21 protein-coding genes and 1 tRNA gene are annotated in these 18,115 nt (G+C 47.1%); 5 read left to right on the plus strand and 17 right to left on the minus strand.

Going from position 1 to position 18,115, the window contains the following annotated elements:
- Positions 1–5: 5 nt before the first annotated feature.
- The 17 genes from ACSVDI_RS09490 to ACSVDI_RS09570 form a co-directional block, all read right to left on the minus strand.
- Positions 6–1,028 (minus strand): ATP--guanido phosphotransferase, encoded by a 1,023-nt coding sequence (locus tag ACSVDI_RS09490; protein ID WP_457942452.1) that lies wholly within the window; start codon positions 1,026–1,028, stop codon positions 6–8.
- The gene (locus tag ACSVDI_RS09495; RefSeq protein ID WP_457942453.1) at positions 1,012–1,521 is read right to left on the minus strand and encodes a UvrB/UvrC motif-containing protein; all 510 of its coding nucleotides are present in this window, start codon (positions 1,519–1,521) and stop codon (positions 1,012–1,014) included. Before ACSVDI_RS09495 ends, ACSVDI_RS09490 begins: the two co-directional genes overlap by 17 nt.
- Before the next feature lie 409 nt (positions 1,522–1,930).
- Positions 1,931–2,203, minus strand: coding sequence for a TIGR03905 family TSCPD domain-containing protein (locus tag ACSVDI_RS09500; protein WP_457942455.1), 273 nt, complete (start codon positions 2,201–2,203; stop codon positions 1,931–1,933).
- A 40-nt stretch (positions 2,204–2,243) separates the two neighbouring features.
- Positions 2,244–3,071, minus strand: a complete 828-nt coding sequence (locus tag ACSVDI_RS09505) for a PHP domain-containing protein (RefSeq protein WP_457942456.1) — start codon at positions 3,069–3,071, stop codon at positions 2,244–2,246.
- A gap of 83 nt (positions 3,072–3,154) precedes the next feature.
- Entirely contained in the window at positions 3,155–3,952 is a 798-nt protein-coding gene (locus ACSVDI_RS09510; protein ID WP_457942458.1) for an ABC transporter permease, read from the minus strand.
- Positions 3,949–4,857: an ABC transporter ATP-binding protein gene (locus ACSVDI_RS09515; protein WP_457942459.1), complete on the minus strand. Its 909-nt coding sequence runs from the start codon at positions 4,855–4,857 to the stop codon at positions 3,949–3,951. The genes ACSVDI_RS09510 and ACSVDI_RS09515 overlap by 4 nt, the downstream gene beginning before the upstream one ends.
- A 305-nt stretch (positions 4,858–5,162) precedes the next feature.
- Positions 5,163–5,333, minus strand: a complete 171-nt coding sequence (locus ACSVDI_RS09520) for a hypothetical protein (RefSeq protein ID WP_457942461.1) — start codon at positions 5,331–5,333, stop codon at positions 5,163–5,165.
- A gap of 240 nt (positions 5,334–5,573) precedes the next feature.
- Positions 5,574–6,374, minus strand: coding sequence for a hypothetical protein (locus tag ACSVDI_RS09525; protein WP_457942462.1), 801 nt, complete (start codon positions 6,372–6,374; stop codon positions 5,574–5,576).
- Positions 6,368–7,072, minus strand: coding sequence for an ABC transporter ATP-binding protein (locus tag ACSVDI_RS09530; RefSeq protein WP_457942464.1), 705 nt, complete (start codon positions 7,070–7,072; stop codon positions 6,368–6,370). Before ACSVDI_RS09530 ends, ACSVDI_RS09525 begins: the two co-directional genes overlap by 7 nt.
- Positions 7,069–7,434 (minus strand): GntR family transcriptional regulator, encoded by a 366-nt coding sequence (locus ACSVDI_RS09535; RefSeq protein WP_457942466.1) that lies wholly within the window; start codon positions 7,432–7,434, stop codon positions 7,069–7,071. The genes ACSVDI_RS09530 and ACSVDI_RS09535 overlap by 4 nt, the downstream gene beginning before the upstream one ends.
- Before the next feature lie 108 nt (positions 7,435–7,542).
- Positions 7,543–8,274, minus strand: coding sequence for an ABC transporter permease (locus ACSVDI_RS09540; RefSeq protein WP_457942468.1), 732 nt, complete (start codon positions 8,272–8,274; stop codon positions 7,543–7,545).
- Positions 8,267–9,190 (minus strand): ABC transporter ATP-binding protein, encoded by a 924-nt coding sequence (locus ACSVDI_RS09545; RefSeq protein ID WP_457942469.1) that lies wholly within the window; start codon positions 9,188–9,190, stop codon positions 8,267–8,269. The genes ACSVDI_RS09540 and ACSVDI_RS09545 overlap by 8 nt, the downstream gene beginning before the upstream one ends.
- A 208-nt stretch (positions 9,191–9,398) precedes the next feature.
- Positions 9,399–10,259 (minus strand): MetQ/NlpA family ABC transporter substrate-binding protein, encoded by an 861-nt coding sequence (locus tag ACSVDI_RS09550; RefSeq protein WP_457942470.1) that lies wholly within the window; start codon positions 10,257–10,259, stop codon positions 9,399–9,401.
- Between the two features lie 42 nt (positions 10,260–10,301).
- Complete coding sequence (locus ACSVDI_RS09555; protein WP_457942472.1) at positions 10,302–10,961, minus strand: methionine ABC transporter permease; 660 nt, start codon at positions 10,959–10,961, stop codon at positions 10,302–10,304.
- The gene (locus ACSVDI_RS09560) at positions 10,951–11,967 is read right to left on the minus strand and encodes a methionine ABC transporter ATP-binding protein (protein ID WP_457945630.1); all 1,017 of its coding nucleotides are present in this window, start codon (positions 11,965–11,967) and stop codon (positions 10,951–10,953) included. Before ACSVDI_RS09560 ends, ACSVDI_RS09555 begins: the two co-directional genes overlap by 11 nt.
- Positions 11,968–12,067: 100 nt before the next feature.
- Positions 12,068–12,739 (minus strand): tRNA (guanosine(46)-N7)-methyltransferase TrmB, encoded by a 672-nt coding sequence (gene trmB / locus ACSVDI_RS09565; protein WP_457942473.1) that lies wholly within the window; start codon positions 12,737–12,739, stop codon positions 12,068–12,070.
- A gap of 59 nt (positions 12,740–12,798) precedes the next feature.
- The gene (locus ACSVDI_RS09570; protein WP_457942475.1) at positions 12,799–13,290 is read right to left on the minus strand and encodes a YbaK/EbsC family protein; all 492 of its coding nucleotides are present in this window, start codon (positions 13,288–13,290) and stop codon (positions 12,799–12,801) included.
- A gap of 252 nt (positions 13,291–13,542) precedes the next feature.
- On the opposite strand from ACSVDI_RS09570, the gene ACSVDI_RS09575 reads away from it, so the two are divergent.
- The 5 genes from ACSVDI_RS09575 to ACSVDI_RS09595 all read left to right on the plus strand — a co-directional run bounded on the left by ACSVDI_RS09575 (position 13,543) and on the right by ACSVDI_RS09595 (position 17,920).
- Positions 13,543–14,622, plus strand: coding sequence for an FAD:protein FMN transferase (locus ACSVDI_RS09575; protein WP_457942476.1), 1,080 nt, complete (start codon positions 13,543–13,545; stop codon positions 14,620–14,622).
- A gap of 91 nt (positions 14,623–14,713) precedes the next feature.
- Positions 14,714–14,800, plus strand: a tRNA-Leu gene (locus ACSVDI_RS09580).
- A gap of 564 nt (positions 14,801–15,364) precedes the next feature.
- Complete coding sequence (locus ACSVDI_RS09585; RefSeq protein ID WP_457942478.1) at positions 15,365–15,484, plus strand: manganese catalase family protein; 120 nt, start codon at positions 15,365–15,367, stop codon at positions 15,482–15,484.
- A gap of 102 nt (positions 15,485–15,586) precedes the next feature.
- Positions 15,587–16,861, plus strand: a complete 1,275-nt coding sequence (locus tag ACSVDI_RS09590) for an IS110 family RNA-guided transposase (protein WP_457942479.1) — start codon at positions 15,587–15,589, stop codon at positions 16,859–16,861.
- Positions 16,862–17,251: 390 nt separating this feature from the next.
- Positions 17,252–17,920, plus strand: a complete 669-nt coding sequence (locus tag ACSVDI_RS09595; RefSeq protein WP_457942481.1) for a manganese catalase family protein — start codon at positions 17,252–17,254, stop codon at positions 17,918–17,920.
- Positions 17,921–18,115: the final 195 nt, after the last annotated feature.

Genomic DNA, 18,115 nt, shown 5'->3' on the forward strand with positions numbered 1-18,115 from the left:
TCCATTCAATTTTTCAGTATCTCTTTTATTTTCTGAGCACGCAGATTGCGGCGCTCATTGACGGTTAATTTTTTCCCGCTCATGACTAAAAGCGTAGCCGGCTGCATTTCAAAGGAAAGCCGGTCGACGATTTCATACCCGATTTCGGTGATTAGGCCGGCGGAAATGCCAAAACGGACATTGGAAATCAATCCCTGAAATTCTTCGTAGCTCATGATTCGGGCACTTTTTAAAATCCCCAGGGAGCGGCAAATCGTATCCTGAACCTCAAGTTCTTGCACCAGCTCGTCGCGGGCGGCGCGCTCCTGGGTAATAATCTGCATGGCAATATTTTGTAAGTTTGAGATGGCCTCGGACTCTGAAAGCCCAAGAGAAACCCGGTTCGAAAGGTAATAAACCGCGCCTTTCGGCTCCGAACCCTTTCCCCCGCCGGCACGAAGCGAAAGGCCAAGCGGAGCAAGGCTGGCGGAAATTCGCGCGGCACCGCCGTTTTCCTGAAGCGCCGGCAAATGCAGGGAAAGCGAGGCAGAGAGCCCGGTGCCTAAATTCATAGGGTTCTGGGTGAGATAACCGAGTGTTTCATCAAACGCGAAGGTTAAATTTTTTTCCAGAAGGGAGTCCAGTTCATCCGCCGCGCGATAGGCATTTTCAAAATCCAGGCCAGCTTCATTTGCCTGAACTTGTAGGTGGTTTTCCCCGTTCAGCAGAATGCTCACGGATTCGTCCCCGGAAAGCAGAACTCCACGGCCCTCCGGCACCGAAATAAACTCCGGATTTGCCAGCTGCAGTTCCACAAGGGAAACCATTTCCGTCTTCGTCAGCTGTTCCATCGGAAGATACTGCAGTTGAAACCGGTCGAGGATACAGGAGTCCTTCGACGCCTGAAGCACGCATTTCGTTACCGCCGCTTGGTGGGAACGGCTCATTTTTTCCGAAAACGGATAGTCGCGCAAATTCCGGTTCAGACGGATGCAGGTGGAAAGGACCACGTCATTTTCGGGGCCGGTCTTTTCATACCATTTTTCCATTCTGACCTTCTCCTTCCAGTGCGCGGATGCGGTCCCTCAATTCGGCCGCATGCTCGAAATTTTCAGAATCGATGGCCCTGCGCAGTTCGCTGCGCATAACGCTCAGCTGAGTCTGCGGATTTACCGAAAGCTGACTGCCGCCCGGGACTTTGCCCCGGTGCTTCGCATTCCCATGAATCTGCTGAATCAGGGGAATCAGCCGATTGTAAAAAGTGTGGTAGCATTCGGCGCAGCCGACTTTTCCGCTGCGCGCAATATCGTCAAAGGTAGAACCGCAGAATTTGCAGCGGACGACATCGGCTTCCGGTCGCTCCATATGGCTGAAAAAGCCGCCTAAAAGGCTGCCGACGCTAAGGCCGAGACCGGTTGTCAAGTTGCCATACCCCAATTTCTGCGCACACTGGGCGCAGAGGCAATATTCGGACAGTTCCCCGTTGATAATCGTTTTCACATGCGTGGTTGCCGGAAAAACTCCGCAGGATTCGCAGAGCATAAAATTCCTCCTAACGTAATCTGACCTTTCACCATATACTATTATTGACATAGTAAATCTTACATGACTAAAAAAACAAAAGAATAAAGAGAAAAGAGAAATAAATAATTGTAACACGATTTATGCGCCTGCAATATTATGTATTGTAAACCGAAAGGAGGCAAACAATTATGTGTAACAATGGTTTTGGCGGTTTTGGCGGTAATGGCTGCTGGTGGATTATTCTGCTGATTATCATCCTGTGCTGCTGCTGCAACAACGGTGATAACTGCAACGATCGCTGCTAACTGCTTAAAAGGACTGCGAGGCAAACTCGCAGTCCTTCCTCTTTGGGAACCACTGATTTCACCTTCCGGCAACAGTCCGAAGCCGTGAAAACACCGGGTTGAACGGCTTCGGACTACTTTCCTCAGTGATTTCTTTCTTGCTGTGACTGCTCCTCTTTTGCCTTCAGCAACGCCGCGGCCAGTTGGTCCGGACAAGAAGTCGGTTTAAAACCGCACCGAATTCCTTTGCAGCGCCGAATAACTTCGTCAGCCTTCATACCTGCCACAAGAGCGCTGATTCCTTTGGTGTTGCCATTACAGCCACCGACGAATTTCACCGACTGAACCGTATCGCCCTCTAAGTTTAAAATCACTTCAGAAGAGCAGGTGCCTTTTGTTTTATATTTGAACTCCAAGGAAGTATTCCTCCTTATTTTTTACATAGACCCCGCGGGATTATCGTTTGCAATTTTTTAACGCTTCCAGCTGATCGTCCGGCGTAACGCACGTGCCAATGTGCGTTTTTCTTTTTGTATACATTCCGTGGAAATCGGAACCTCCGGTCATAACCAGGCCATACTTCTTGGCGGTTTCGATAAATTTTTCCTCATCCCCCGGTTTGTTGCGCGGGTGCCAGACCTCAACTCCTTCAATTTCATGGGAAGAAGCCAGCTGTTCCAGCAAATCATAGCTGTCGTATTCCCCCGGATGCGCCAAAACAGCAATTCCGCCCGCTTCATGCACCTGGGCAATCACTTCATGAACATCAGGGTAAGTTATCGGGCAATACGCCAAGCCGCCTCGGGAATCAAAAAGCTTGTGAAACAGGGGCCCGAAAAATTCTTCCGCATACCCTGCGTCAATTAGTGCGTGCATAATATGCTGCTTATAAACCGCCGTACTGCCATGAGCGCGGCGCATAATCATTTCCGCCGTCACCGGATACAGCCGCATGACTTTCTGAATCATAACCAAAGCGGCTTGTTTGCGGCAGTCAGAAGTCCGTTTGCACAGCCCCACCAGACGGTCAGGATGGTCAAACAGGTAGCCCAAAAGGTGGGCTTTCCGCCCCGTAGCGGGATCAACGCAGGAGAATTCCACCCCCGGAATTACTTCTACACCGTGCCTGTCGCCAAATATCTTTGCTCGTACGGAACCGGCAAGGGTATCGTGATCCGTTACGGAAATTGTAGAGAGTCCTTCCTTCTTCGCAAGCATCACCACTTCGTCGATTCCAAGCGAACCGTCCGACATTTTGGTGTGACAGTGCAAATCTGCTGCCATTCAATCGCCTTCCATTTTATCTGTTAATGTATTATTCTGATCCTTTTCATTATAATACAAGTTTCAGATATACGCAAATACGATTAGCGTAGCAGTTTTTCCGGCGTAAAGGAATGGGACGCAATCAAAAGCAAAACCGCATCGGCTGCCAGCACGCCAACGGAGATAAAAAAGAGTAGCAGCGCGTCGAGTTGGAACAGGCCGGTAAACTGGCCGATGAACAGCAGTACAACCGGCAAAACAATATAGCCGGAGGTCTGAATGGATTCCATATAACTCTTGCTTCGGCCGGAAACCAATACCATGAAGATAACGCCGAAAATCGTCAGCGCCGGGGCAAACAGCACCACCAGCACCAACCAGTTCCAGTTAAAGAAAAACGGCATCTTCAAAAGGATATCACCGGCAGACACAACAATGGTAAACACAACAAATGAAATCATGGAAGAAAGAAAAGAAATCAGAAGACAGCCATACACCTTTGCACGGAAAATCTGTTTGACGCTTAGCGGCGTAAGGAGCAAAGTTTCCATTGTGCTGCGTTCTTTTTCCCCGACAAAGCTGCACGCCGCCGAAACGGTCGAATTCATCATCGGAATCATTAAGAAGAGCATCGGGCATAAATAGTTCGTCAGGAAATAGTACATTGCCTGCCGCTGGGTGTAGTATTTTATTTCCGGCGGCAAAAGTTCCATCATTTTATCCACGCCGTTCATCTGACTGGTCGGAACCAGATAAATCATAAGCAGAAAAAGCGCGGGAATGGCAACCACTAAAACAGCGGGTACAAGAATCAGCGTGGTCCGGGCCATTTTGGTATTCCAGACTTCGCCGAAATCCTTTTTGATAACGGCTTTTTCCGCGGATGAAACCAGCTTCATGTTGTCGCCTCCTGATGCTCCAAGTATTGAAAATAAACCTCTTCCAGCGTCGGTCGAATCAGCCGTGCTTCATAGACATTATGACGGTCCTCCACGATTTTTTGCAGCAGAAGGGGCATTTCCTCCTCTTTCAGCAACTCCGTCTGCCACCACCCGTCTTTTTGTTCATAGCCCTCCAGCTGTTCTCCTTCCGCAAGACGGAATCCCGCCTTGATGTGGCAGCCGGCTCCGTCGCACAGCGTCTGAAAATCGCCGCACGCCAGCAGCTTTCCGGAATCGATAATGCCGTAGCTGCTGCAAATATCCTGCGCATAGCGAAGCTGATGCGTGCAGAGAAACACTGTTGTTCCCGCTACGGCGGCCAAGGAAGAAATCATTTCATTAACCGATTGAGCCGATTCGGGGTCCAGCCCGCTAGTGGGCTCGTCCAAAAACAGCACCGGGGGCCGGTGAATCAGCGCTCGGGCAAGGGAAAGCCGCTGTGCCATTCCGGTGGAATATTCGCTCAGCTTTTTGTCGCGGGCATCCCACAAATCCAGCTGTTTCAGCAGCTCGCCGGCGCGCTGCGCACAGGCGTCCGGCTCCATTCCTATGGTTTGAGCGAAGAAAACCAGATTTTCCATGCCGGTCAACTGGCCATACATTTTCGCGCTTTCGGTCATAACACCGGAAACACGGTGAACATCGCAGGGATTCTGACTGGGTGAATATCCGTAAACAGTGCATTCCCCGCTGGTTTGCCGCAGCAAGCCAGTCAAAATTTTTACCGTGGTAGTTTTTCCCGCTCCGTTCGGCCCCAAAAAGCCGAATACGGTACCCTGCGGTATGGATAAGCTCAAGTCACTCAGCGCATAGTTTACATTGTCATATGTCTTAAACAGGTGTTCTGCATAAATGGCATCCAAAGTGGTCACTCCTTGTTCCCGTTGAGGACAGCCCACTGTCTGGAAGCCCGGCCGGGATTTCTGATTTCCATGAATTCAGACCAATCCACCGGGACCAATTACAGGGAATTTCTCTCCGAGCTTTTTTCCGGCATTCTTAGAATAACATACTTGGCCGTGATGGCGGTGCTACGTGTTTTGCGGTACCGTTTCCTTCACGGAATGTGCTTTACAGTACCTTATCATTCATATTTTAATTAATTTTATCAGAGAATCAAGTGGATTCCGAATAATAACAAAATTTGACAACTTTTCTCCCTGATTTTTCACGACCGGTTTCCGCCGATGCGGACGCACACTCCGTTTTGCGCGCACTCTTCCATGCAGAAAGAACCCTTCACACAGATTTGCTTTTCCAGCCCGTCGCACACAATCAGCCGATCCAGTATTCGAATTCGTCGCAGGAGCTTTTCAAATGACAGAAATCTCCAATACAAATCGGAATCTTCATCACCTTTGCAAAAGATTTTTTGCTGCCCACATGATAGATTCTTAACATCATACCATTCCATGGAAATTTGCGCAAGGCCCAATTTGAAACGAAAAAACTTCGGGTTGACCGACAATGATATGCTTCAAAATGTGGTAAATACGGCTACGAAAACAAGCAGGTTTAAATTTTCAGATACAAAGAAAGGGCGCGTCAAAAACACGCACCCTTTCCTCCGGTTTATGGGTTATTCCAAATTAAGTTTTTTGGTAAGCATCCAGTTGGTCAGGAAATAGAACGCTAAACCGAAAACCAATGTATAAAGAATCAGGACCAGCATAACAAGTTCCGATACGTTCATAAGCGTCTGAACCCCGCTTCTGCTGATGGACTCAAAATACTCCTCGACATTCGGACCGAGAGCAGTGATAAAAATAGAAACCACGATCTGCTGAACAATGCCGAATCCAATGAACGCGCCGACACCGGCAAGCAGTTTATGCTTGGAACTCAAGTTTCCAATCGTAATCGCCGCATAAATTTCAACAATGGAGCCTAATGTTGTGATAATCAGCAAAAGGATGGCTTCCAGCAAAAGGACGTAGGCGCCGGGGCCGACTTTTGCGATCACATCCGAAAGCTCCTTCCAAAGCTGGCCAAGTTCTGCGAAAACGTTATGATTCGCAATCATAACAAAAATCGCGATCAGAGACACCAAAACGCTCAGCAAGGACCATACGAACGATGCGATCATTTTGGCATCAATATGCAGGTGCGCTTTTACCGGAAGCGTGAAGGAAAGATAGCCCTCGTCGGTCAGCAAACTCTTATTAAAACGCTGAATCGTGATAATCAAAGTCATCACGCTGATTCCGGCAATGACCACAATAAACACCGTCATTGAGATGATCTTAGGAATTTTAAAATATTCGAAATTATTGGAATAGAAAAATTTATTGATAAAAGACATGACAATCAGCAGTGCGTACATCGGCAGGAAGGTTCTGCTGGTTGCCTTAAACTCATATTTGAGCAATTTGCCTAGCATCTGAATACCTCCCTGAACAGAGCATCCACGCTCTTGTTTTCTTTTTCTCGGATATCATCCACCGTAGACGTTAGAACAATGTTTCCATGGCTGATAAAAACAACATCATCCAGAATTTTTTCTACGTCGGCAATCAGGTGGGTTGATATAATCAGGGTTGCGTTTTCGTTGTAATTGCTGATGATGGTGTCCAAAATATAATCGCGCGCTGCAGGGTCTACGCCGCCGATGGGTTCGTCTAGCAGATAAAGCTCGGCTTCCCGGCTCATAACAAGAATTAGCTGCACTTTTTCTTTTGTGCCCTTGCTCATGGTTTTAAGCCGCTGCGTCGGGTCCACTCCGAGCCGCTGGAGCATATCGTAAGCCTTTTGATGATTGAAATCCGAATAAAAATCGCGGAAAAATTCAATCATGTTGTTCACGGTCATCCAGTCGTTCAGATAAGTACGCTCCGGCAGGTACGAAACAATTTTTTTCGTTTCCGTTCCGGGCTCCATGCCGTTGATGAGCAGCTGCCCGCTGGTGGGAGTAATCAACCCGTTCGCCAGTTTAATCAACGTGCTTTTGCCGCTGCCGTTCGGCCCAAGCAGGCCAACAATCCGGCCTTTTGGAATGGAAAGATTAATTGCGTTCAGTGCCAGGCAATTCGGGTAAAACTTTACCAAATTGCGGCACTCGAGAATGCTCTCCATATTCATTCCTCCTCTGTCATCTGGGATATCAGGGAAAGAGTCTGCTGACGGTCATAGCCTAGTTTACTCATGTTTTGAATAAACTCTTTGACCAAGGTTTGAGCCAGATTGTTTTTCGTCTGCATAATTCGATCCACATCCTCTGTTACAAATCTGCCGCTTGTTCGTTGAGAATAAAGAAGCCCTTCGCTTTCCAGCTGGGAAAGCGCACGCTGCATAGTATTTGGATTTACCGATGCCTCCCCCGCCATATCGCGGACGGACGGGAGCTTGGTCCCCGCCGGGTACACACCGGAAACAATCATCAGTTCAATCTGTTCAATCAGCTGAGCATAAATTGGCCGGTCGGAACTTAAGTTCCATGCCACGTAAACCCACCTCCGGTTCATTCTTTGGTATATTGCAAGGTTTTGTATTATTGTACTATTGAACTAATACAATGATATTTGATTCTTTTGGTTTTGTCAATAGGTTTTTTAATTTATTTCCTGCTTCCGGAAAACAAGAAGACCAAGAATGAAAAATACAACAAGATGGATTAACGCGTTTACAGCGCAATAAATCAGCTCATTTTGCGGCACAGCTGCCACGATTTGGGACTGCATCAGCATCGTCTGGTTCATAATTCGAACGAAGACCGGATTTAAATAGGCCAGACATTTCAACATTAAAGCAGGAAGCACCAATGCCACGAAGTAAGCAAAGGTAAACAGGGCATTGCGCTTTAAAACACCGGCCAAAACCGTAGCTAGAATCGCCGCCGCAAGATAAATGAGCACGGTGGTGCCAAGGCGAAGGAAAAAGTCTGACAAAACCGGGGTAAGGTCCGCTCTTTCCGGATGGAGCAGAAGAAATGCGCATGCCAGATAGACACAAATCGTCACAAAGGCCACAGAACAGGCAACCAGCACCGTACTGACCATTTTGGACATGAGAAGTTGTGTTCTTGTGGTTCCATAAGCAATGGTATTCTTCATGGTGTGTTCTTTGTTTTCTTCTGCCATAACAATATCCGCAAACATGCAGATCAGGAACAAAGGATACAGAAACAGGTTGGTCGCGAGGTTAAGGCTGGATTCCAGAGACGCTCCGCCAGTTGCCAGAACAGCGTTCAGAAAAATGGACAATGCCGCCATTACCATCATGAAAATAAACAGGTACATCCGGTGAAATGATTTATAAAGATCTGCGCGAATCAGATTAAGCATGGTTCATACCTCCAACCAGTTCGATAAAGTATTCTTCAAGATTCAGTCCGGTCTGATGCACATCGGCAACCATCACATTGTTTTTGACCAACGCCTGCACAATGATTTCGGGCGTATCGAGAAACGCTCCAATCTGAATTTCCTGCTCGTTCAATACCAGGAATTCATTGCAGTTCAGTTCATTCTGTAAAATCACCGCGGCCTTTGCAGTATCGCTGACTTTCAGCTTCAAGCTGCGTTTGCATTTTTCCTCCAATTCTGCTGCGGAAATATGCTCAACCAGCTTGCCATTATGAATGAACCCGTAGGTGGTCGCAATCTGGGACAGCTCGCCCAGAATATGACTGGAAATTAATATGGTGGTATTTCTTTCCCGGTTCAGTTTCAAAATCATTTCGCGGAATTCCACAATTCCCATTGGGTCCAAGCCGTTAATAGGTTCGTCCAGAATCAGAAATTCGGGGTTCCCCATGATGGCAAGCGCCAGACCCAGGCGCTGCTTCATGCCAAGGGAAAAATTCTTAAACCGCTTTTTCCCGGTGTCCGCAAGGCCGACAAACTCTAAGGATTCACGGATGCAGCTGGGATTGACAATTCCTCTTTGCTGGCGGTAATACTCCAGATTTTTTTCGGCGGAAAGGTACGGAAGAAAGCTCGGCGTTTCAATCATGCAGCCCGTACGCTTGCGGGCCTTGTTCAGACCGGTTTCCGTTGTTTCCCCGAAAAGCTCCAGGGAACCCGAATTTTTCAGGGCGAGCCCGCTAACCATTTTCAGCAGGGTCGTTTTCCCCGCACCGTTTTTACCGACCAAGCCGTAAATTTCACCGCGCTTCACTTCAATATCCATATTACTAACCGCTGTGAAATTGCCGTATTTCTTCGTGAGACCATGCGTTTTCAGAATTGTATCCGACAATTTGTTCATCCTCCAATTGTATTATTGTATTACTGTACTGTTGTACTAAGAACTTAATACAATAATACACATGCTCCCCATATTTGTCAATATCTTTTTCAAAAATAATTTGACTCTTTTAAAAGCTCCCCGCAAGCAAAAAACCGACCGCCGCGAAACAAACGCTTCACGGCGGCCGGTTGAGATTCAGAGAATTATTCGGTATGGCTTATTCTGCGGGGACAACTGCTCCGCTGAAAGTATTCTTAATAAAGGCTTTCATTTCGTCGCCTTTCAAAACCGCTACCAGAGCTTTGATCTCCTCCCGATTCTCATCGCCCTTGCGCACAGCAATAATGTTAGCGTAGGTAGTGGCGGCAAGCGAATCGGCGGCTTCCACGGCCAAAGCGTCGGAAACCTTTAGGCCGCCCTGCAGCGCATAGTTTCCGTTGATTACGGCAAGGTCAACGTCCGGCAGAGCGCGCACCAGTTGTGCCGCCTCCATTTCCGTAAACTTCAGGTTTTTCTTGTTTTCCGCAATATCCTTCTGGGTTGCGGTGATTCCGGCGCCGTCCTTCAGCTTAATCAGGCCCTGCGCCTGCAAAAGGAGCAGCGCTCTCGCCTCGTTGGTGGTATCGTTAGGAACCGCGATCGTCGCGCCGTCCTTTAAATCGGCAAGGGCTTTTGTTCTGCCCGCGTAAATGCCGAACGGCTCATAATGAATGGAGCCTGCGGAAACAAGATTGGTTCCCTTTTCCTTATTGAAATCATCCAGATACGGCTGATGCTGAAAATAGTTGGCGTCCAGTTCCTTGCTTTCCAGTGCGGTATTCGGAAGCACATAATCGGAAAATTCTTTGATTTCAAGGTCGTAGCCCTTGTCTTTCAGCAGCTTGGCGGCTTCTTTCAGAATGACTGCATGCGGGGTCGGCGAAGCGCCGATGACAATCTTTTTCAGCTGCTGCTCGGAGCCGGAAACGTTCGAGCCTGCGGCGGCAGAGGGGCTCGCCGTACTGGATGTGGCGGAGCAGCCGGCGAACGCCGCAATGGAAATAGAAACGGTTAAAAGCGCCGATAGGAACTTTTTCATAAATAATCCTCCTAACAAATCAATCGGAAAAACCGACGGAGCTTATTTTCGTTTGTCATAATACTTGGCTGCCTTCATGCCGATGCCCTGAAGCACCTGCACAATCAGCACTAGCAAAACAACGGTAACCAGCATAATCGCATACTGATACCGGTAAAAACCGTAATTAATCGCGATTGTTCCAAGGCCGCCGCCGCCGACAAAACCGGCCATGGCAGAATAGCCGAGAATGGTTGTGGTAGCAATGGCACAACCCACAATGAGGGATGGTTTTGCTTCCGGAAGCAGAACCTTCAGAACAATCTGCATACTGGAAGCACCCATGGACTGAGCCGCTTCAAGCACCCCAACATCAATTTCTTTCAAGGATGATTCCACAAGCCGTGCGATAAACGGCGCGGCAGATAGAGTCAGTGGAACAATCGTGGCATTGGAGCCAATCGTGGTCCCAACCACCATTCTGGTAAAAGGAAGGATTGCGACCAACAAAATCAGGAACGGAATGGAACGTGTCAGGTTCACAATCACATCCAGCGTTTTATAAACCACTGCGTTCGGGCGGATCCCGTCCTTTGCGCTGGTAACCAGCAGAATTCCGATGGGAAGGCCGATGACATAACCAAAGAGTGTGGAAAAGAACACCATATACAGGGTTTCACCAACACCCTGAATCAGCATTTTGAGCGTTGCTTCATCCCACATAATCTACCACCTCCTCTGCAGTAAGGCCCCTTGCCCTTATATAGCCAAACATTTTCTTCGCAAGGTCCTCATCTTCCGGCAGTTGAACAACCATTTGTCCAAACGCCTTGCCGTCTATATTTTTGGTATCTGCATACATGATATTCACCGGTGCACGATATTCCAAAACCAGATTAGCAATGACCGGTTCATAAGAAGAATTTCCGTCAAAAACGATGCGCATGCATTTTTTGCTAATTTTGCTTTCCACACGGCCGCCGTTCGGATAAACAAACTTCCGTGCAGCCGCTGTCTGCGGTTTTGAGAAAATATCCTGCACCAGCCCGGTCTCTGCAATTTTGCTTTCATCGATAATGGCCACACGGTTGCAAATTTCTTCGATTACACTCATTTCATGCGTAATAATGACAATGGTAATCCCGAGGCGGTGGTTAATGTCTTTCAACAGGGCAAGAATGGAGCGTGTTGTGGAGGGATCCAGCGCGCTGGTTGCCTCGTCGCAGAGCAGCACCTTCGGGTTGGTTGCCAGTGCACGCGCAATGGCAACCCGCTGCTTCTGCCCGCCGGACAGTTGGGACGGATAGGCTTTCTCACGGTCGGCAAGCCCCACCAACTCCAGCAGCTCCGCTGCACGCTTTTTTGCGGTATTTTTATCGATTCCGGCAATTTCCATTGGGAAACACACGTTTTTCAGTGCCGTACGCTGCATCAAAAGGTTAAACTGCTGGAAAATCATGCCCATAGAGCGCCTTGCTTCCCGCAGTTGAGCGTTCGACAACAAGGAAAGATCGCGCCCGTCAAAGAAAACGGTCCCTTTCGTCGGTCTTTCCAACATGTTCATACATCGTACCAGTGTGCTTTTGCCCGCCCCACTCATACCGATAATTCCAAAAATATCGCCTTTCTCAATGGAAAGGTTGATGTCGTTTAGGGCATGCACTTCCGTCTGATCAGTTTTATAGGTTTTGCTGAGCGACTTTATTTCAATCAATGCCTGGCCCAACAGGAACCCCCCTTGTTTAGTTTATTTCACTAAACTTATATGAATTATAAGTTTATCGGTTGAGTTTGTCAATGTCTTCAAAACAGTTTTCGAAAATATCGCACTATGAACGGATTTTCGCAATGAAAGCCTTAATCTTTATTCCTTTTTCCAGGAACATTTTTTCATGTTCCGTCATACATAACTCCGCAAACTGTTCCGGATGTTCTTCGCCGTGAAGATCCGTTGTTTTCCGAAGAATATCGAAGCCGCTTTCCTCCATATAATGAAGCGAATCCGCAAACAGGTTTTCATCATCGGTTTTAAACCAGATTTCCCCGTCCTTGGCCAGAAATGTTTTGTATTTTTCCAACTGGCGTGGATGGGTCAGGCGGCGCTTCCAATGCTTCGGCTTAGGCCATGGATTGCAGAAGTTGATATAAATCCGTTCCACAGTATCCTGCTCATTCATCATCGTTAAAATCTGCTCAATGTCATGCGCAGTCAGCACAACGTTGTCCGGTTCTTTTCCATACTCGTGGAACGCCTGCTCAATTAAGCGCTTGCCGGGGCCTAAAACCGTATCCTTTAGGTCAATCCCCAAATAATTAATCTCCGGCGTTTTGGGTGCCAGTTCCGCTAGAAAAACCCCTTTTCCGCACCCAAGCTCCAAATGAAGCGGCTGCCGACGAGGAAAAAATTCATGCCAGCGGCCGGAATAGGCCTCTGGTTTCCGTACAAAAAACGGGCAGGCGTCCAGTTCGGGCGCAGCCCAGGGCTTGTTTCGCATTCTCATAATATAATACATCCTTTGCTTAATCCGTTTTTGTGAATCGAAATTTGGGTCGCTGCTCCTCACGCTTCCTGCGACTCCCAGTTTTTGCACACATCAACCCACTTTTTGCTTCTGGAAACCTGGAACAGTTCTTCGCAGGTCAGCCGGACGCAGGAACTGTCACTGCCGCCGGCAGGGTAAACCTCAGAAAATCGCCGCAGCGATACATCGCAGTATACCTCGGCGCTGGAAGGATTGGCAAACGGACATACCCCGCCGACCGGATAACCGGTAAGCGGCTCCACTTCCTCCAAAGGCAGCAGCTTTGCTTTCATGCCGAATTCCGTCTTAAATTTCGAGTTGTCGATTTTTGCATCCCCGGCTGCCACTATAATCACACAGCCGTCCCCGCTTTTCAGAGAAATGGATTTTGCAATTCGGGCCGGCTCTACCTGCAGTACCTGTGCGGCCAGCTCTACGGTTGCGCTGGACTCGTGAAACTCCATTAGGCGGTCTTCCATATGATAGTTTTTTAAATAATCCCTTACAATTTGAACCTTTTGCCGTGACATGACGATTCCTCTTCCTATTTATTCGCATTTCAGAAAATTTATACAGTTTCCCGTTGATTTAGGTATTATTATAACATAAACGGTCAGGGAAAAAAACCACCATATCATTCGGTTCAAATTGTGATTATTCCAGAAAACAACCGCCAAAAAGACGGAACAACTGGACAATAATTCAAAACGTGGTATAATTTTAAATCATATTTTTCGAAAGATTAACCGAATTGAAATATTTTTGCCTTACGGGAGGGATTCATGAAGCGTCTGATTCATTCCGCAGCTGCTCTAAAACCGAAAAAACTGCTTTTCCTATTATCGGTTCTGCTGGTGCTGGTAATAGCCGCACTAATTCTCATCTGGACCATGCTGCGTCCAAAAGTGCAAAGCTATGAATGCACAAATTTTGCAATGAACACTTATATTCAGCAGACCGTATACGGTGCCAAACGGGAAGAAGCTGCGGCCGCCGCCGCCAAAAGCATTGGCGAGCTGGAAAATTTGATTTCCTGGAGAATCGGGGATTCGGACGTTGCCAAGCTGAACCAGGAGGCCGGTGTCGACTGGATTTCCATCGATTCAAAAACGCTGAGTATTCTGGAAACCAGTCTGGACGTGGCGCAAAAATCCAACGGCGCGTTTGATCCAACCATTCTGCCAATCTCTTCCCTCTGGGATTTCAGCGGGGAAAACCAACACGTGCCGTCCCAGCAGGAACTTCAGAAATTTCTCCCGTATGTAAATTACAAGAATCTTCGGATTAATACAAAGGATTCCACGGCATCACTGAAAAATCATTACATGGCGATCGATTTGGATGCCATCAGCAACGGAGCAGCCTGTGACGAAGCTATTGCGGCATATCGTTCATCCGGAGCGGACTACGGAATTATTGCGGTAGGCGGAAGCGTCGGCGTTTTCGGTACAAAGCCCGACCGTTCCCCATGGCATGTTGCCGTGCGTGACCCCGCCACTGCGGAAAGCAACGCCGCCGCAATGGGGGAAATTTTACTGGACAGTGGTTTTATCTCCACCTCTAGCACCTATGAAAAACGCTTTACCCAGAACGGCGTCACCTATCACCACCTTTTAAACCCCAAAACTGGATACCCGGAAAGCAACGGCATTGTCTCCGTAACGGTGGTGTGCAGCAGCGGTACACTGAGCGACGCGCTTTCCTACGCCTGCTTTATCCTTGGAAAAGATAAAGGAATGGAGCTTTTGAATCAGTACTATGCGGATGGAATTTATATTGATGCCAATAATCAGGTCTACATCACTGAAAATCTGAAATCTAAGTTTAAAATAACGAATAGCAAATACAAATTGATGAGTTGATGGTTCACCTGGCACGACGGAACTCCGATAATTTGAAAATTTTACTTGATTTTTATCTCGGTTTATTATATAATAAATTTCGCTGTCCCACGCCGGTGTGATGGAATTGGCAGACGTAGTGGACTCAAAATCCACCGGTAGCGATACCGTGCCGGTTCGAGTCCGGCCACCGGCACCAAAAGACCCACGAAACTTATTGTTTCGTGGGTCTTTTCTATTATGGCCACCTGTCATGCAGATAATTTGGGGATGGAGTTATGCGTATTCACTTAACAGGCTATGCTAGTAGACTTAGGCCAGCTGAGCACCGACCATAAGATTAGGCTCTTTCGTACAAACGTGTTGATATTCTGCCTCCAGAAGGCCCCAGAAGATATTAATAATTCATATACTTTAAAGCCGGTACAGCCGTTGGAACATCTCAACTGCTGTACCGGCTTTTGTATTTACTGCTTGGTGACACATAATAGCAACTAAATTTCATACAGCTAAAGAAATAATCGTGAAACAACGGTAAATACTAAGAATGGAAACAAAATGAAATTACATTAGGCCTTGTAGTTCCCCGTCAACAGCTATATCGATTGATACGATTCTTGACCTTATTAAGCAGGACAAATTTGACTACACATAGGGTTTCACTTTCTGTGGGTATCCTTGCCTAATAAATCTTTGATAAAAAGGATGTTGATTGCATTAAAGTGATTTGAAAACCCAAAATAAGCACTTATAAATTTTTGTTATGAAAGGAAGAATTGATTTGTTTAAACATGAAAAACAGTTATTAATGGATGTAAAGGTTGAAAGACCGAATACAAATTATGCCAATATGCTGCAGGAACAGTTAGGAGCATTCCTGTAAGGAATAAAAATGAACTTTGAAAAAGAAGATGCCAACCTGTAGAATTTGATATGTGAGTTGCGTGACGGTAACCACAATCAAAAAATACAGGAGGCATCTAATATGAAGCGTACACAAAACGAGAAGATTTTGCAAATCAAATTTGAAACCCTTATCGTCGGAATAGACGTAGGAAAGGAAGCACACTATGCCAGAGCTTTTGATTTCAGAGGATTAGAACTAGCAAAGCTCCTCAGGTTCAGTAACACCAGACAAGGTTATGAGTCTCTTGAAAACTGGATGCAGGAAATTATGAGGGAGCATGGAAAAACCGAGGCGATTGTAGGTTTTGAGCCTACAGGGCACTACTGGTTCACGCTGGGGGATCACCTGCAAAGACAAGGCCATCGGCTCGGGATAGTGAATCCGTTTCACGTAAAGTGTACAAAAGAGTTGGATGATAACAGCCCAACCAAGAATGATCGGAAGGATCCGAAAACCATAGCCATGCTGGTGAAGGACGGGAGATTTCGGGAGGTATACATACCGGAAGATTTGTTCCAGGAACTCAGGGAAGCAGTAGCTGAGAGGGAACGGCTGTTGGAGCAGCTGACCATATTAAGTAATCAGGTATTACGCTGGCTGGACATCCGCTTTCCGGAATTCAGTGAAGTGTTCAAGGATTGGAACAGAGACGCTGCCTGGCTGACATTGAGACATCATTCGACACCCCAAAAAGTGGTAACAGCCGGGGTGGCAGGTCTAATGAAGACCTGGCGGCAGGAGATGAAACGGCCAAGCTTGAAAAGGGCTGAAAGATTGGTAAAGGCAGCTTCGGAGTCTATCGGCAGGACCGCTGGCTCAGAGGCGGCAGAAGCAGCATTGCAAAATATTTTGACACAATATGAGTTGATCGACCGGCAGAAGCAAGAAACTGAAATGCTTATGCAGGAGCTGTTGTTAAGGGTGCCAAATGCATCAAAACTTTTGGACATAAAAGGAATCGGGATGGTGACGGCGGCAGTCATCGTCAGCGAGATCGGAGACATCCACCGATTCCATGATCCTCGACAGATACAGAAAATGGCGGGCTTGAGCCTGAGAGAGAACAGTTCTGGTAAGCACAAGGGGAAAACCACTATCAGTAAGAGAGGAAGGAAGCGACTCCGTGAAGGGTTGTTCCGAGCGATCATTACCATGTTGGCAACGAATCAGGAATTCCGGGCGATCCACAGGAGGAACCTGACGCGGGAAAACAACCCGTTGACCAAGATGGAATCGGTCATAGCCCTGTGCGGGAAGTTAATTCGAGTTATATTTGCAATACTTACAAAAGGTAACGATTATGACGCAAAGAAAATGATGAACGATATGAACCGGTCGATGAAGGCGGCATAAGCCTCCTGAGACAAGCAAGGCAGCGGTATTTGAGGAAACTTGCCGGCCGCAGCAAGTGGAATCAGGTACAACGATTACAGCAATAGTGGGCACCAAATTGCACTTTGAAAAGGAAGAGCCGGGGCAGTCAAGTTGAATTTCACCTTTAGGGCATAGACCCAGTTTAGGAGCATGATTGACGTTCCACCTCCAGGATAAGCAGGACGAAGGAATTAGGCACATTCGATGCCGGAAGACATGGGAGGTTTGCTGCTTGGAGTTGATGTGGGATCCCGATGGCCGAGACAGATAAAACATATGCGGTTTTATTTGCTCTGCCTGAAACCACAAAACTACCAGCTAAATCGCAGTATCTGGAGTAAAGGCTCAACCAGATTAACATGAAAATCTATGAAAAATGAAGACAAATTAAGTATGAGAGACTTTATTAAGGGAGGTCCGCAAGGAGAGCTAAAAGCTGCCCTTCAATATATTTCTCAAAGCTACCGTATCAAAGATCAAAAGATAAAAGACCTCTTTCTGGATATTGGAGCAGAGGAATTGGGGCACATGGAAATGGTAGCTACCTTAGTAAATCAGTTAAACGGTCATAATCTGGATGCACAGAATACAACCTCAGGCAGCATCGAGGCTTCCGTTTTGTCTGGTCTTACTCCTATGTTGGCAAATGCCTCCGGGTATCCGTTCAACGGTGTGTATATCAATGAAACGGGTGACCTAGCTGCGGATATTTTGTCTGACATCGCTGCGGAACAGCGCGCTAAGGTCGTGTATGAGTATTTATATCGCCAAATTACGGATAAGGGTGTCCGGGAAGCGATCGATTTTTTGCTAAACCGAGAAGAAGCCCACAATACACTGTTCCGAGAAGCCTTTAATCAGTTGGAAGAAACCGGGTCGCTTCAGGATTGGGCTGCTACCATGGACAGCAAAAAGTACTTTGATCTTTCGTCACCCGGCAAGTTTTATGATGAAAGCAACCTGAAGAATGCTAAGCCACCCAAGTTTAATGTTCCAAACCCTTCAGCACCGCAGAAGGGACAAGGAATGGTACACTAAAATAAGAGGCTTCGAGTTTTATTGCCTGAAGCCTTTCTAATTTTGAACTACAAGCAAAATCTGAAGATGTTAGGTTCAACTCTGACTGCGCTATAGCATATAAATGTTATAATAAATACTTGGCATTTTTGGAGCTTGCAGAAAATCAGTATTCTGATTCCGATTTCCCAATTAAACAAGAGAAGATTGGACGTA

The sequence above is a fragment of the Caproiciproducens sp. LBM24188 genome (assembly GCF_054130445.1).